Raw genomic sequence first — 12991 nt, forward strand, 5'->3', positions numbered from 1 at the left:
TCTCCATCTGATAAAGCAAAGACGCACCCACGGCGCGCCGACCAATGCTACAGAATGCCTGCTACAGCGGCACAACCGCTTGCCCAGGCTTTTATTGCAAAGTGTGTTGCTCGATGAATTCCGACGGCTGCATGCCTTCGCGACTGACCAGCCGGTTCAACTCGGCCCGCGGCAGGCGAACGGCCAGCAAACTGACACCTTCGTCGTCGTGATCTTCTTTCTGCACAGCGTTCAACTGGAAAAACTGTGCTCGCAGTCGAGCAAAACGCTGAGGCAAGCGCAAGGTGCCCACAAACAAATCTTCACCCAGCAGCTCGGCGATGGCCTGCTTAAGCAGATCCAGCCCCTGGCCATCACGGGCCGACAACCAGACCCGCTGCGGCTTGCCGTCGGGGTCGCGCTGGATCTGTGGCTCCACACCCTCGAGCAAATCGAGTTTGTTATAGACCTCCAGGATCGGCAAGTCTTGAGCCCCGATCTCCCCCAGCACCACCATCACCTGCTCGATCTGCGCCATGCGCTCGGGCTCATGGGCATCGATCACATGCAGCAGCAAATCGGAGTTGCTCGATTCTTCGAGGGTAGCCCGAAACGCCTCCACCAACTTGTGCGGTAGGTGGCGGATGAACCCCACGGTATCGGCCAGCACAATCGGCCCCAGGTCATCCAGCTCAAGCCGGCGCAGGGTAGGGTCGAGGGTGGCGAACAATTGGTCGGCCGCGAAAACATCGGACGCAGTCACCGCATTGAACAGCGTGGACTTGCCGGCGTTGGTGTAGCCCACCAGGGACACTGAAGGGATATCCGCACGCTTGCGGCCACGACGGGCCTGCTCACGCTGGCTGCGAACCTTCTCCAGGCGCGCCTTGATCTGCCGCAGGCGCACTCGTAGCAGGCGCCGGTCGGTTTCCAGCTGGGTTTCACCAGGCCCGCGCAGACCGATACCGCCTTTCTGCCGTTCAAGGTGAGTCCAGCCACGAACCAGACGGGTGCTCATGTGCTCAAGCTGGGCCAGTTCAACCTGGAGCTTGCCTTCATGGGTGCGCGCGCGCTGAGCGAAGATATCGAGAATCAGACCCGTGCGGTCGATCACGCGACACTCGAATACACGTTCGAGGTTACGTTCCTGACTGGGTGTGAGGATGTGATTGAAAATCACCAGGTCTACCTGTTCGGCTTTGACCAGGTCGCGCAATTCCTCGACCTTGCCGCTGCCAACCAGGTATTTGGCGGTTGGCCGATGACGCGGCACGCTAACAAACGCGACGGTCTCGGCGCCGGCCGATAATGCCAGCTCCTGAAACTCCTGCGGATCTTCGCGCGCCTCAGGGTCCTGACCATCCAAGTGAACGAGAATGGCCCGTTCACCACCACCGTGGCGCTCAAAGAACAAAGGAGACTCCTATCAGGCGTTACCTGGCTCAGCGTCACCCTGTTCGGATTCGGAAGCGCTAGGCAGGCGAATCGGGCGAACTGGAACCACTGTCGAGATAGCGTGCTTGTAAACCATTTGGCTGACGGTGTTCTTCAGCAGGATGACGAACTGGTCGAAAGACTCGATCGTACCTTGCAGCTTGATCCCGTTGACCAGATAGATGGAAACCCCAACCTTCTCTTTACGCAATGTATTCAAGTAAGGGTCTTGTAGCGAATGCCCTTTTGACATGTGCCGCACTCCTTTAAGGATCAATAATAAAAATCAGAAAACAGATGGCCAAAGCCGTCACACCCCCAAGGATAGACGGCAATTGCAAGGACTCAGCTCAATATGGAGATCGTCCCCAAGTATTTCAAGGCGCGTGGCAGATTGTCGCAATCCAGGCTGTCCAACCATTGCAGGTCAGCCCAACTACGTAACCAGGTGAACTGGCGTTTCGCCAATTGGCGCGTGGCAATGATGCCCCGCTCCTGCATTTCGGCTGACGTCAGCTTGCCATCCAGATGATCCCAGACTTGGCGGTAGCCCACTGCACGTATAGACGGCAACCCGGCATGCAGGTCACTTCTGGAACGCAGAGCTACGACCTCGTCAATGAATCCCTGTTCCAACATTTGTGTGAATCTTTGTGCAATACGCTGGTGCAGTACCTGGCGACTCGCCGGAGCGATGGCCAGATTGGCGACAGTATAGGGCAATTGAATGCGTCCCGATGCGCCTGCTTCAGTACTTTGCGCCAATTGACGCTGGCGAAGGGCGGTCATTGTCAGGCCACTGACCCGATAGACCTCAAGCGCCCGGCTCAGACGCTGGGGATCATTGGGGTGGATCCGCGCCGCCGACTCGGGATCCACCGCCGCCAGCTGATCGTGCAGGGCCTGCCAGCCAAGGCGTGCAGCCTCGTCCTCCAGCTCGGCACGCACCTGCGGATCCGCCGCGGGCATGTCCGCCAGGCCTTCAAGCAGTGCCTTGTAATACAGCATGGTGCCGCCCACCAACAGCGGGATCTTGCCCCGGGCGGTGATATCGGCCATGGCCGCCAGCGCATCGGTACGGAAATCCGCCGCCGAGTAGCTCTCGGCAGGGTCGAGAATATCGATCAGGCGATGGGGAAACTGCGCCAGCAGCTCCCTGGAAGGCTTCGCGGTACCGATGTCCATGCCGCGGTAGACCAACGCCGAGTCGACACTGATCAGCTCGCAAGGCAGCACCTTGGTCAGCTCGATGGCCAGATCGGTCTTGCCCGCAGCGGTCGGGCCCATCAGGAAAATCGCTGGAGGAAGCTGAGTCATCAACGGCCGCGCAGAAAGAGTTTGTCCAGATCGTCCAGGCCCATTTGGGTCCAGGTCGGTCGACCGTGGTTGCATTGGCCGCTGCGCTCGGTGTTTTCCATGTCCCGCAGCAAGGCGTTCATTTCCGGCAAGGCCAGGCGTCGATTGGCGCGGATAGCGCCGTGGCAGGCCATGGTGCCGAGCAGCTCATTGAGGTGGGCCTGGATCCGGTCACTGGTGCCGTACTCCATCAGGTCCGCCAGTACGTCGTGCACCAGGCGATTGGCTTCCGCCTGCTTCAACAATGCCGGGATCTGGCGGATCGCCAGGGATTCCGGGCCCAGGCGCTGCAGCTCGAAGCCCAGGCGCTGGAACCAGCTCATGTGCTCTTCAGCACAATCGGCCTCACGCTGGCTGACGGCAATCGACTCCGGCACCAGCAGCGGCTGGCCGCTCAGGCCTTCGCTGGCCATGGCCACCTTCAAGCGCTCGTACATGATCCGCTCGTGAGCCGCATGCATGTCCACCAGCACCAGCCCCAGGGCGTTTTCCGCCAGGATGTAGATCCCCTTGAGCTGGGCCAGGGCATAGCCTAAGGGCGGAATGTCCTCCTGGCCTTCCGGCAAGGCCGCCGCCGGCGCGCCCGGCAACGGGGCAAAGAACTCGCGGTACACGCCCTGGCTCTCGGCAGCCGGTAACCCTGGCTGCGGCCGTGGCGTGTACTGATATTGATAGCCACTGCCGGCTCCCGCGCCAGGCGCATTGAAGCTCGGCTGGGATTGGGGCTGCTCCAGAGCCAGGTTCGCGGCCAGGCGCATCTCACCCTGAGGCCCGAACTCACCGGCCTCGATACCTGTCGGGCGCACGATGCCGGTGACCGCCGCCGGCGCCGCCAACTGATCCTCGGGCCGCACATCACCCAGGGCCCGGTGCAAGGTGCCATAAAGGAAGTCGTGCACCATGCGCCCGTCCCGGAAACGCACTTCGTGCTTGGTCGGGTGCACGTTGACGTCGACCACCGACGGGTCGACTTCGAAAAACAGAACAAAGGTCGGGTGTCGACCGTTGAACAGCACATCGCGATAAGCCTGGCGTACCGCGTGAGCCACCAGCTTGTCCCGTACTGCGCGACCGTTGACGTAGAAGTACTGCAGGTCCGCCTGGCTGCGGGAAAAGGTCGGCAAGCCCACCCAGCCCCACAGATGCAAGCCGTTGCGCTCGACTTCAATGGGCAACGCCTGCTCCAGGAAGCCCGAACCGCACACCGCCGCCACACGACGGGCACGAGCGGCGTCGTCCTTGGCCTCGTGCAGGCTGAGGATGCTCTTGCCGTTGTGCCGCAAGTGGAAGGCCACGTCGAAACGCGCCAGGGCCAGGCGCTTGATCACTTCCTGCAGGTGATCGAACTCGGTCTTTTCCGCCTTGAGGAACTTGCGTCGTGCCGGCGTATTGAAGAACAGGTCGCGGACTTCCACCGAAGTGCCTACCGGGTGCGCCGCCGGCTGTACCCTTGGTGCCATGTCCCGGCCTTCGGTTTCCACCTGCCAGGCCTGCTCGGCATCCCGGGTACGGGACGTGAGGGTCAGGCGCGCCACGGAGCTGATGGAAGCCAGGGCCTCGCCGCGGAACCCCAGGCTCATCACCCGCTCCAGGTCTTCCAGATCGCGGATCTTGCTGGTGGCGTGCCGGGCCAGGGCCAGCGGCAAGTCGTCGGAAGAAATGCCGCTACCGTCGTCACGCACCCGCAGCAGCTTGACCCCGGCCTGCTCCACATCCACATCGATGCGCTTGGCGCCGGAGTCCAGGCTGTTTTCCAACAGCTCCTTGATCACCGAAGCCGGGCGCTCGACCACCTCGCCCGCGGCAATCTGGTTGGCCAGGCGCGGGCTGAGCAGCTCGATGCGCGCGCTGCTGTTTACCGATTCACTCATTCCTTGGCCGCCAGTTCTGTACCGGGGATGGTCAACACCTGCCCCACTTTCAATTCATCGCTTTTCAGGTTGTTGGCACTGCGCAGAGTGGCCGCGGAGACCTGATAGCGCACGGCGATCATGGCCAGGGTTTCCCCCGGATTGACCCGGTGATCACGGGGCCCCTGGGCGATCTTCCCGGAATCGCGCAGCCAGGCAATATAGGTGCCCGGTGGCGGGTTCTGCTGGAAGAACTGCCGCACGCCGCTGCTGATAGAGCGCGCCAAGGCCTGCTGATGGCTGGCGGTGGCCAGCTTCGAGGCCTCGTTGGAGTTGGAGATAAAGCCGGTTTCCACCAGGATCGACGGAATATCCGGGGACTTGAGCACCATGAACCCGGCCTGTTCCACCCGCTGCTTGTGCAACGGAGTAACCCGGCCGATGTTGTTCAGGACTTTCTGCCCGACATTCAGACTGGAGGTCAGGGACGCCGTCATCGACAGGTCCAGCAGCACCCCGGCCAGCATCCGGTCCTTGTCATCCAGGCTGACGTTACCAGCCCCGCCGATCAGGTCGGAACGGTTCTCGCTGTCCGCCAGCCAGCGCGCGGTTTCCGACGTGGCGCCACGTTCAGACAAGGCAAACACCGACGCGCCAAAGGCCGCAGCCGAAGGCGCAGCGTCGGCGTGGATCGAGACGAACAGGTCGGCGCCTTTCTTGCGGGCGATCTCGGTACGACCGCGCAAGGGAATGAAGTAGTCGCCGGTACGGGTCAGTTCGGCGCGGAAGCCCTTGAGGCCATTGACCTGACGCTGTAATTCGCGAGCAATGGCCAGCACCACGTCTTTTTCATGCTGCCCGCGGGAGCCGGAGGCACCCGGGTCTTCGCCGCCGTGGCCGGCATCGATCACCACAATGATGTCGCGTTTGCCCGCCGGGGCTGGCGGCAGCTTGATCGCCGGCTCCGCCGGAGTGACAGGCACCGCAGGGACAGTGGCCACGGTCGGTGGCGGCGCAGCAGGCGGCGCGGCGTCAGACGGGTTGTCGAACAGATCGACCACCAGACGATTGCCGTACTGGGCGTTGGGCGCCAGGGTGAAACTCTTCGGCGTGACGGCCTTTTTCAGGTCGATGACCACCCGCAGATCACTCGGCGTGCGCTGTGCCGAGCGCATGGCGGTAATCGGTGTATTGGCCGTGGCGACGTTCAGCGGACCGCCAAGGGTCGCACCATTGATATCGATCACCAGACGATCCGGGGCCGTCAGGGTAAAGACGCTGTGCTGAACCGGGCCGGACAGGTCGAATACCAGTCGCGTGTTATCCGGTGCCCGCCACAGGCGGACGCTGCGAACCTGTGTAGCGGCCACAGCATCGACGGCCAATGCCGTAAGCAACAGTCCTACGACAGCAACCAACGCGCGAATGCGCATACCTAACCCCATCAATTATTTGAATTCCAACGCCAAAGCGGCACACCAGGACTCGCCACGCGAGCCTTGAGACAACAGATGCACAGAACGCCCATTGTTATGCGGGGTAATGGTAATGGTCAGGTCAGGCTTTGGCAAAAAGCCTGCACCACGCTGGGGCCACTCCAACAGGCACAGAGCATCGCCCTCGAAGTAGTCGCGAATCCCCAGGAACTCCAGCTCTTCCGGATCCACCAGACGGTACAAATCGAAGTGGAAAGCCCGCACCGAACCGATCTCGTACGGTTCGACCAGGGTAAAGGTCGGGCTCTTCACTGCCCCCGCATGCCCCAGGCCACGGATGATCCCTCGCGACAAGGTGGTTTTGCCCGCCCCCAGGTCGCCTTCGAGGAAAATCACTCCCACGCCTTGGGTCACCTGGGCTATACGTGCACCAAATTCCACCATGGCCTGTTCGTCGGCCAGAAAAAGGGTTAACTCAGACACGGTGATTGTTCCTCCAACAACTGACGAATGGCTGGAATCAGATCACTGGCCGCCAGCCCTCGGCCCAATTTGCCTTGCTGCTCGCCCGCACTGGCATGCAGCCAGACCGCCAGGCAAGCGGCATCGAATGCCGACAAGCCTTGCGCCAACAAGGCGCCAATCAGGCCAGCCAGCACATCACCCAAGCCTGCCGTGGCCATCGCCGGATGCCCCGCGTCACAGCGGGCCAGCCGCCCGTCGGCAGTGGCGATCAGGCTACCGGCCCCCTTGAGCACCGCAACCGCTGCGTATTTTTTGCTCAGCGCCAGGGCCGCTGCTGGGCGATCCGCCTGCACCTCGGCGCTGGAGATGCCCAGCAGCCGCGCCGCCTCTCCCGGATGGGGAGTGATGACACTCGCGGCAGGCAGTTGCAGCCCGCCCTCGGCCAGCAGGTTCAAGGCATCGGCATCCCACACCTGGGGCAGCGGCGCATTGGCCGCCGCCGACAGCAGACTGCGCCCCCAGGCGCCCTGCCCCAACCCCGGCCCGACCACCAGCACCGTGGCCCGAGCCAGCAACCCCATCAACTGGTTGGCCGAATGAGTGCCCTGGGTCATGACCTCCGGCAAGCGCGCCACAGCGGCAGCCACATGCTCACTGCGGGTCGCCAGGGACACCAGCCCCGCGCCACTGCGCAAGGCACTTTCCGCACTCAGTAAGGCGGCGCCGGCAAAACCTCGATCGCCTCCAATCAGCAACAGGTGGCCGAACTGGCCCTTGTGGGCATCGCGAAGTCGTCCCTTCAGGCGTGGCAAATGGCCAGAAGTCAGCAACTGAACGTCAGGTAGGGGGTGTTTTGTCTGCGGCATGCGTCTTCGGGCTCCGATGTCTGGCAGAATTATACGCACCTCAGCCCCGGTTTCTCTCGCCTCATGCCCGCTATTACCCAGGATCTTCCCGCTCTCGCCCAATCGATCAAGGACTGGGGCCGCGAACTGGGCTTTCAACAAGTCGGCATCAGCGGCCTGGACCTGGCCGAGCATGAGCAGCACCTGGAACGCTGGCTCGCCGCCGGCTACCACGGCGAGATGGAATACATGGGCGCCCACGGCAGCAAACGCTCCCATCCCGACCAGTTGGTGCCTGGCACCCTACGGGTGGTTTCGCTGCGCATGGACTACCTGCCCGGCGACACCCAGATGGCCCAGCGCCTGGCCCAGCCTTCCAAGGCCTATGTTTCGCGCTATGCCCTGGGGCGCGATTATCACAAACTGATCCGCAAGCGCGTACAGCAACTGGCCGAGCGCATTCAGCAGGCCATCGGCCCCTTCGGCTACCGCGCCTTCGTCGATAGCGCTCCGGTGCTGGAAAAAGCCATTGCCGAACAGGCCGGGCTCGGCTGGATCGGCAAGAACACCCTGGTGCTGAATCGCAAAGCCGGCAGCTACTTCTTCCTCAGCGAACTGTTCGTCGACCTGCCACTGCCGGTGGACGCGCCCCACGCCACGGAACACTGCGGCCGCTGCACCGCCTGCCTGGACATCTGCCCAACCAACGCCTTCGTCGGCCCCTATGTGCTGGATGCCCGACGGTGCATTTCCTACCTGACCATCGAGCTCAAAAGCGCCATCCCCGAAGACCTGCGCCCGCTGATCGGCAACCGGGTATTCGGCTGCGACGACTGCCAGATCGTCTGCCCCTGGAATCGCTTCGCCCGTTCAACGGCCGAGGGCGACTTCAAGCCCCGGCACAACCTGGACAATGCCGAACTGGCAGAGCTGTTCATGTGGGACGAGGATAAATTCCTCAGCAATACCGAAGGCTCACCCTTGCGCCGCGCCGGCTACGAGCGCTGGCTACGCAACCTGGCGGTGGGCCTGGGCAATGCGCCCTCTAGCATTCCGGTGCTGGAAGCCCTCAAGGCCCGCCAGGACTACCCCTCGGAACTGGTTCGCGAACATGTGCAATGGGCCCTGGAGCAGCACGCCAACCGTCAGTGTTCGTCGTTGTAGACGAACTTGGGCATTTCCCAGTGAAAACGGATCGCCAGCAGGCGCAATAGAAAGCCGCCGAACAGGGTAATCAGGATCGACTGCTCGCTGGGCAGTTGCAGGTAGATGCACAGCATGTAGCACCAGGCCGCGGCAAAGGACACGCTGGCGTACAACTCGCGGCGAAAGATCAGCGGGATGTCGTTGCAGAAGATGTCCCTGAGGATGCCGCCAAAGACCCCGGTGATCACCCCGCTGACTGAAGCCACCAGCATACCGTGGCCCATTTCCAGGGCGGTCATGCAGCCGATCAGGGTAAAGGCCACCAGGCCCACGGCGTCGAGCACCAGAAACAGCGAGCGCAGGTGACGCATCAAGGGCGCGATAAAGATCGTCACCAATGCCGCCACCGACGTCAGCACCAGGTATTCCGGGTGCTTGACCCAGGTCAGCGGGTAGTGGCCCAGCAGCACATCACGCACCGAACCGCCGCCGAGTGCGGTGACGCAGGCGATCAGCACCACGCCGAACCAGTCCATGCCGCGCCGGCCGGCAGACAGGGCGCCGGTCATGGCTTCGGCGGTAATGGCGATCAGATAAAGCATCAACAGCATGATGGCGGTCCTTGCAGGAAGGCGCGCAGTCTACTCAGTTGAAGCGGGCACCAAAAGAGGGCGGGTACGGGCGCCGAACCGCAGCCGGCGCCTGCGGGTCAGAACTTGATGAAATGCTTGCGGTAGTGCTGGAGCTCGGCGATGGATTCGCGAATATCGTCCAGGGCCAGGTGGGTGCTGCCTTTCTTGAAGCTGTCGCGCACGTCCGGCGCCCAGCGGGCGGCCAGTTCCTTGAGGGTCGAGACGTCCAGGTTGCGGTAGTGGAAGTAGCTTTCCAGAGCCTTCATGTGGCGGTACAGGAAGCGCCGGTCCTGGCAGATGCTGTTGCCGCAGATCGGCGATTTGCCCTTGGGCACCCACTGCTCCAGGAAGGCAATGGTCTGGGCTTCGGCTTCGGCCATGCTGATGCGGCTTTCGCGAACCCGCTGGGTCAGACCGGAACCACCGTGCTGGCGGGTGTTCCATTCATCCATGCCGGCGAGGATCTCGTCGCTCTGGTGGATGGCGATGACCGGTCCTTCAGCCAAGGTGTTGAGGTTGCTGTCAGTGACAATGGTGGCCATCTCGATGATGACGTCGGTGTCAGGGTTCAGACCGGTCATTTCCAGGTCGATCCAAATCAGGTTCTGCGGGTTTTGCATGGGTGGGCTCCTCGGCGTAGTTGCGCAGTTTAGCCTAGAGGGCCTGCCCGGCGTGCTAAACTCGCCGCCGTTTTACCTATCCGCCGTAATTATCGACACGGAACACCAATGGCCAAACGCCAGCTCAATCGCCGCCAAAACTGGCGCATCGAAAAGATCCAGGGTGAGCGCGCCGCCCGCGCCGCCAAACGCGAGTCCTCTGCCGTCGAGGCGCTGGAAGGTGGCGACCTGGGCCCGGAACAGACCGGCCTGGTCATCGCCCACTTCGGCGTCCAGGTCGAAGTCGAGGCTCGCGAAGGCGAAACGGCCGGCCAGGTGTTCCGCTGCTACCTGCGGGCCAACCTGCCGGCCCTGGTGACCGGCGACCAGGTGGTCTGGCGCGCCGGCAACCAGGGCATCGGGGTGATCGTCGCGCAACTGCCGCGCAGCACCGAGCTGTGCCGCCCGGACAGCCGCGGCCAGCTCAAGCCGGTGGCCGCCAACGTCGACATGATCGTGATCGTGTTTGCGCCCATGCCCGAGCCCCACGCCAACCTGATCGACCGCTACCTGGTCGCCGCCGAGCATGCTGGAATCCGGCCGTTGCTGCTGCTGAACAAGGCCGACCTGATCGATGAGCAGAACGCCCCTGCGCTCAACGCCCTGCTCGCGGTCTACCGCCAGCTGGGCTACCCGCTGCTGGAGGTCTCGGCTCATCACGGCGACGGCATGGAGCAGTTGCAAGCCCTGCTGGACGGGCGCATCAGTGTATTCGTCGGCCAGTCGGGGGTGGGCAAGTCGTCCCTGGTCAACAGCCTGCTGCCGGAAGTCGAAACCCGCGTCGGCCCGCTGTCGGAGTTCTCCGGCCAGGGCACTCACACCACCACGACCGCGCGCCTGTTCCACTTCCCCGGTGGCGGTGAGCTGATCGACTCCCCCGGTATCCGTGAGTTCGGCCTCGGCCATGTCAGCCGCGCCGATGTCGAGGCCGGGTTCATCGAGTTCAATGACCTGCTGGGCACCTGCCGCTTCCGCGACTGCAAGCACGATCGCGAGCCGGGTTGTGCCTTGCTCAAGGCCCTGGAAGACGGGCGCATCCAGCAGCAACGGATGAACAGCTACCGCTCGATCCTCGCCAGCCTGCCAGACAACAGTTACTGATTGAGCTGCCCCAGATACGACAAGGCCGCGATCTTCGCGGCCTTGTCGTTTGTCACTTCGCCGTGCCCGGCGTAGCGGGCGGCGCCACCGGCGCGGCTGGAGCTGGAGCTGGAGCTGGAGCGGAAGACTGGCCCGCCGCCCCCTGCTCGTCCATCTTCAACACACCGTCCTCGAAGATGTTCATGCGTTGACGCACCTCGTGCGCCGGCAGCGGCTCGCTACCGGGCGGCAAGGCATTCGGGTCGGCCGCCGCCCCCGGCACCTCACCGGGAGCGCCGCTACCCTGGGTCGGTGCAGGCGCATTGGGATCGGTCTGCTCACCCTCGATGGCACGCTGGGCCTTCTTGGTCAGCACGACGATATCGATGCGCCGGTTGACCGGGTTGAACGGATCCTTGCGATCGAACAGCGCCGACGAAGCAAAGCCCACCACACGCGCCACTTGCGGATCAGGGTAACCACCCGCCACCAGCGCCCGACGCGCAGCGTTGGCCCGGTTGGCCGACAGTTCCCAGTTGCCGAAGTCGCCAGTGCCCGAATAGGGCTTGGCGTCGGTGTGACCGCTGATGCTGATCTTGTTCGGCACGGTCTTGATGGTGTCGGCCATGGCCAGCAGGATGTCTTCGAAATACGGCTTCAGACGTGCACTGCCAGAGTCGAACATCGGCCGGTTCTCGGCGTCCATGATCTGGATCCGCAAGCCGTCCGGGGTGATCTCGAAGAGGATCTGGTCCTTGAACTTCTGCAGTTGCGGGTTCTCTTCAACCTTGTTCTGCAACTCTTGCAACAGCAACTCGAGACGCTCGCGCTCGACCTGCTCGGCCATGCCCTCCACCTGATCGGCATCCACCGTGACCTTGTCCGGTTGTGGCTGGGACTTGATCTCGGGGTTGAGGGTGTTGTCCGGCGCCAGCTCCGGGGAGCCGCCCAGGTCGATGATGTAGGGCGTACCGCTTTCCGAGAAGCCGATCGGGTCCTTGAAGTAACCGGCGATGGCGATCTTCTGTTCCGGGGTGGCCGTGGACAGCAGCCACAACACCAGGAAGAACGCCATCATCGCCGTGGCGAAGTCGGCGAAGGCGATTTTCCAGGCGCCCCCGTGATGTCCGCCAGCGAAGCGCTTGACGCGCTTGATGATAATCGGCTGATTATTTTCCATGACTTAGCGACCGCGAACCGCTTGTTCCAGCTCGGCGAAGCTAGGACGGTGCGCCGGATACAGAACCTTGCGCCCGAACTCCACGGCCAGGGACGGCGGCATGCCGGAAGCCGAGGCCACCAGCGACGCCTTGATGGCTTCGTAGACGTTCAGTTCTTCCTTGGCGTCGTGGGCCAGGGAGTGGGCCAGCGGGCCGAAGAAACCATAGGCCGCGAGAATACCGAAGAAGGTCCCCACCAGCGCCGCACCTACGTGCAGGCCGATGGACTTCTGGTCGCCATCGCCCAGGGAGGCCATGGTCACCACGATCCCCAAGACCGCCGCGACGATACCGAAACCGGGCATGCCGTCGGCAATCCCGTTGACCGCATGGGATGGATGCTCAAGGTCTTCCTTGAGGCTGAACAGCTCCATGTCAAACAGGCCTTCCAGCTCGTGGGGAGCCATGTTGCCGGAGGACATGATGCGCAGATAATCACAGACGAAGGCGGTCATGCGTTCATCTTTGAGCACCGCCGGGTACTTGGCGAAAATCGGGCTGGCCGCGGCGTCCTCGATATCGCCTTCGATGGCCATCATGCCTTCGCGACGACTCTTGTTGAGGATCTCGTAGATCAGGCCCAGCACTTCCAGGTAGAAGGTGTGGGTGAAGCGCGAGCTGAACATGCCCAGGGATTTCTTGACGACGTGCATCGTCATATAGCCCGGGTTGGCCTGGAGGAATGCGCCAAAGGCTGCGCCGCCGATGATCAGCACTTCGAAAGGCTGGATCAGCGCCGCGATTTTGCCGTGGGAAAGCACGTATCCGCCGAGCACGCTCGCGAATACGACGATGATGCCGATAATTTTAGCCATAGGTAGGGGAGTACTTATTGAGTCGGGTTCAAGGTCATATTCGGAAGTTCTTAAAACTCTTCTTCTACTTATCG

General features: G+C 62.7%; 13 protein-coding genes. 2 read left to right on the forward strand and 11 right to left on the reverse strand.

Annotation, left to right across the window (positions count from 1 at the left end):
* Window positions 1-91 precede the first annotated feature (91 nt).
* The 7 genes from hflX to KCG88_RS20975 all read right to left on the reverse strand — a co-directional run bounded on the left by hflX (window position 92) and on the right by KCG88_RS20975 (window position 7386).
* Window positions 92-1393, reverse strand: a complete 1302-nt coding sequence (hflX, locus tag KCG88_RS20945; RefSeq protein WP_011058939.1) for a ribosome rescue GTPase HflX — start codon at window positions 1391-1393, stop codon at window positions 92-94.
* 12 nt (window positions 1394-1405) lie between these two features.
* A complete protein-coding gene (hfq, locus tag KCG88_RS20950) occupies window positions 1406-1666 on the reverse strand; it encodes an RNA chaperone Hfq (RefSeq protein WP_007921378.1) in 261 nt (86 codons plus the stop codon).
* A 92-nt stretch (window positions 1667-1758) separates the two neighbouring features.
* Complete coding sequence (gene miaA / locus KCG88_RS20955) at window positions 1759-2730, reverse strand: tRNA (adenosine(37)-N6)-dimethylallyltransferase MiaA (RefSeq protein WP_210713017.1); 972 nt, start codon at window positions 2728-2730, stop codon at window positions 1759-1761.
* Complete coding sequence (mutL, locus tag KCG88_RS20960) at window positions 2730-4640, reverse strand: DNA mismatch repair endonuclease MutL (RefSeq protein WP_210713018.1); 1911 nt, start codon at window positions 4638-4640, stop codon at window positions 2730-2732. Before mutL ends, miaA begins: the two co-directional genes overlap by 1 nt.
* Window positions 4637-6064 carry an N-acetylmuramoyl-L-alanine amidase gene (locus tag KCG88_RS20965; protein WP_199521923.1) on the reverse strand — a complete coding sequence of 476 codons (1428 nt, stop codon included), beginning with the start codon at window positions 6062-6064 and terminating at the stop codon, window positions 4637-4639. Before KCG88_RS20965 ends, mutL begins: the two co-directional genes overlap by 4 nt.
* 3 nt (window positions 6065-6067) lie before the next feature.
* Window positions 6068-6538, reverse strand: coding sequence for a tRNA (adenosine(37)-N6)-threonylcarbamoyltransferase complex ATPase subunit type 1 TsaE (gene tsaE / locus KCG88_RS20970; RefSeq protein ID WP_015633937.1), 471 nt, complete (start codon window positions 6536-6538; stop codon window positions 6068-6070).
* Window positions 6526-7386: an NAD(P)H-hydrate dehydratase gene (locus tag KCG88_RS20975; RefSeq protein ID WP_047335531.1), complete on the reverse strand. Its 861-nt coding sequence runs from the start codon at window positions 7384-7386 to the stop codon at window positions 6526-6528. Before KCG88_RS20975 ends, tsaE begins: the two co-directional genes overlap by 13 nt.
* A gap of 63 nt (window positions 7387-7449) precedes the next feature.
* On the opposite strand from KCG88_RS20975, the gene queG reads away from it, so the two are divergent.
* Window positions 7450-8529: a tRNA epoxyqueuosine(34) reductase QueG gene (gene queG, locus KCG88_RS20980; protein WP_047283680.1), complete on the forward strand. Its 1080-nt coding sequence runs from the start codon at window positions 7450-7452 to the stop codon at window positions 8527-8529.
* On the opposite strand, the gene KCG88_RS20985 is transcribed toward queG, so the two are convergent.
* Together KCG88_RS20985 and orn are read right to left on the reverse strand one after the other, a co-directional pair.
* Window positions 8511-9125, reverse strand: coding sequence for a trimeric intracellular cation channel family protein (locus KCG88_RS20985; RefSeq protein ID WP_173655924.1), 615 nt, complete (start codon window positions 9123-9125; stop codon window positions 8511-8513). The two genes, queG and KCG88_RS20985, sit on opposite strands and share 19 nt — an antisense overlap.
* A 95-nt stretch (window positions 9126-9220) precedes the next feature.
* Window positions 9221-9763, reverse strand: coding sequence for an oligoribonuclease (gene orn / locus KCG88_RS20990; RefSeq protein WP_011058931.1), 543 nt, complete (start codon window positions 9761-9763; stop codon window positions 9221-9223).
* A gap of 108 nt (window positions 9764-9871) precedes the next feature.
* Between orn and rsgA the strand changes: the two genes are divergently transcribed.
* Window positions 9872-10903, forward strand: a complete 1032-nt coding sequence (gene rsgA, locus KCG88_RS20995) for a small ribosomal subunit biogenesis GTPase RsgA (RefSeq protein ID WP_011058930.1) — start codon at window positions 9872-9874, stop codon at window positions 10901-10903.
* A gap of 52 nt (window positions 10904-10955) precedes the next feature.
* Here the strand turns inward: rsgA and motB are convergent, their stop codons facing one another.
* Window positions 10956-12062 carry a flagellar motor protein MotB gene (motB, locus tag KCG88_RS21000; RefSeq protein WP_210713019.1) on the reverse strand — a complete coding sequence of 369 codons (1107 nt, stop codon included), beginning with the start codon at window positions 12060-12062 and terminating at the stop codon, window positions 10956-10958.
* Between the two features lie 3 nt (window positions 12063-12065).
* Complete coding sequence (gene motA, locus KCG88_RS21005) at window positions 12066-12917, reverse strand: flagellar motor stator protein MotA (protein ID WP_011058928.1); 852 nt, start codon at window positions 12915-12917, stop codon at window positions 12066-12068.
* Between the last annotated feature and the right edge of the window lie 74 nt (window positions 12918-12991).

It is taken from the genome of Pseudomonas sp. MWU349 (assembly GCF_017947325.1).
GTDB lineage: Bacteria > Pseudomonadota > Gammaproteobacteria > Pseudomonadales > Pseudomonadaceae > Aquipseudomonas > Aquipseudomonas protegens.

Excerpts from the sequence above, each read along its gene's own strand:
- hfq (WP_007921378.1), bottom strand. The coding sequence starts at position 1,666 with ATGTCAAAAGGGCATTCGCTACAAGACCCTTACTTGAATACATTGCGT.
- miaA (WP_210713017.1), bottom strand. The coding sequence starts at position 2,730 with ATGACTCAGCTTCCTCCAGCGATTTTCCTGATGGGCCCGACCGCTGCG.
- mutL (WP_210713018.1), bottom strand. The coding sequence starts at position 4,640 with ATGAGTGAATCGGTAAACAGCAGCGCGCGCATCGAGCTGCTCAGCCCG.
- KCG88_RS20965 (WP_199521923.1), bottom strand. The coding sequence starts at position 6,064 with ATGGGGTTAGGTATGCGCATTCGCGCGTTGGTTGCTGTCGTAGGACTG.
- KCG88_RS20975 (WP_047335531.1), bottom strand. The coding sequence starts at position 7,386 with ATGCCGCAGACAAAACACCCCCTACCTGACGTTCAGTTGCTGACTTCT.
- queG (WP_047283680.1), top strand. The coding sequence starts at position 7,450 with ATGCCCGCTATTACCCAGGATCTTCCCGCTCTCGCCCAATCGATCAAG.
- orn (WP_011058931.1), bottom strand. The coding sequence starts at position 9,763 with ATGCAAAACCCGCAGAACCTGATTTGGATCGACCTGGAAATGACCGGT.
- rsgA (WP_011058930.1), top strand. The coding sequence starts at position 9,872 with ATGGCCAAACGCCAGCTCAATCGCCGCCAAAACTGGCGCATCGAAAAG.
- motB (WP_210713019.1), bottom strand. The coding sequence starts at position 12,062 with ATGGAAAATAATCAGCCGATTATCATCAAGCGCGTCAAGCGCTTCGCT.
- motA (WP_011058928.1), bottom strand. The coding sequence starts at position 12,917 with ATGGCTAAAATTATCGGCATCATCGTCGTATTCGCGAGCGTGCTCGGC.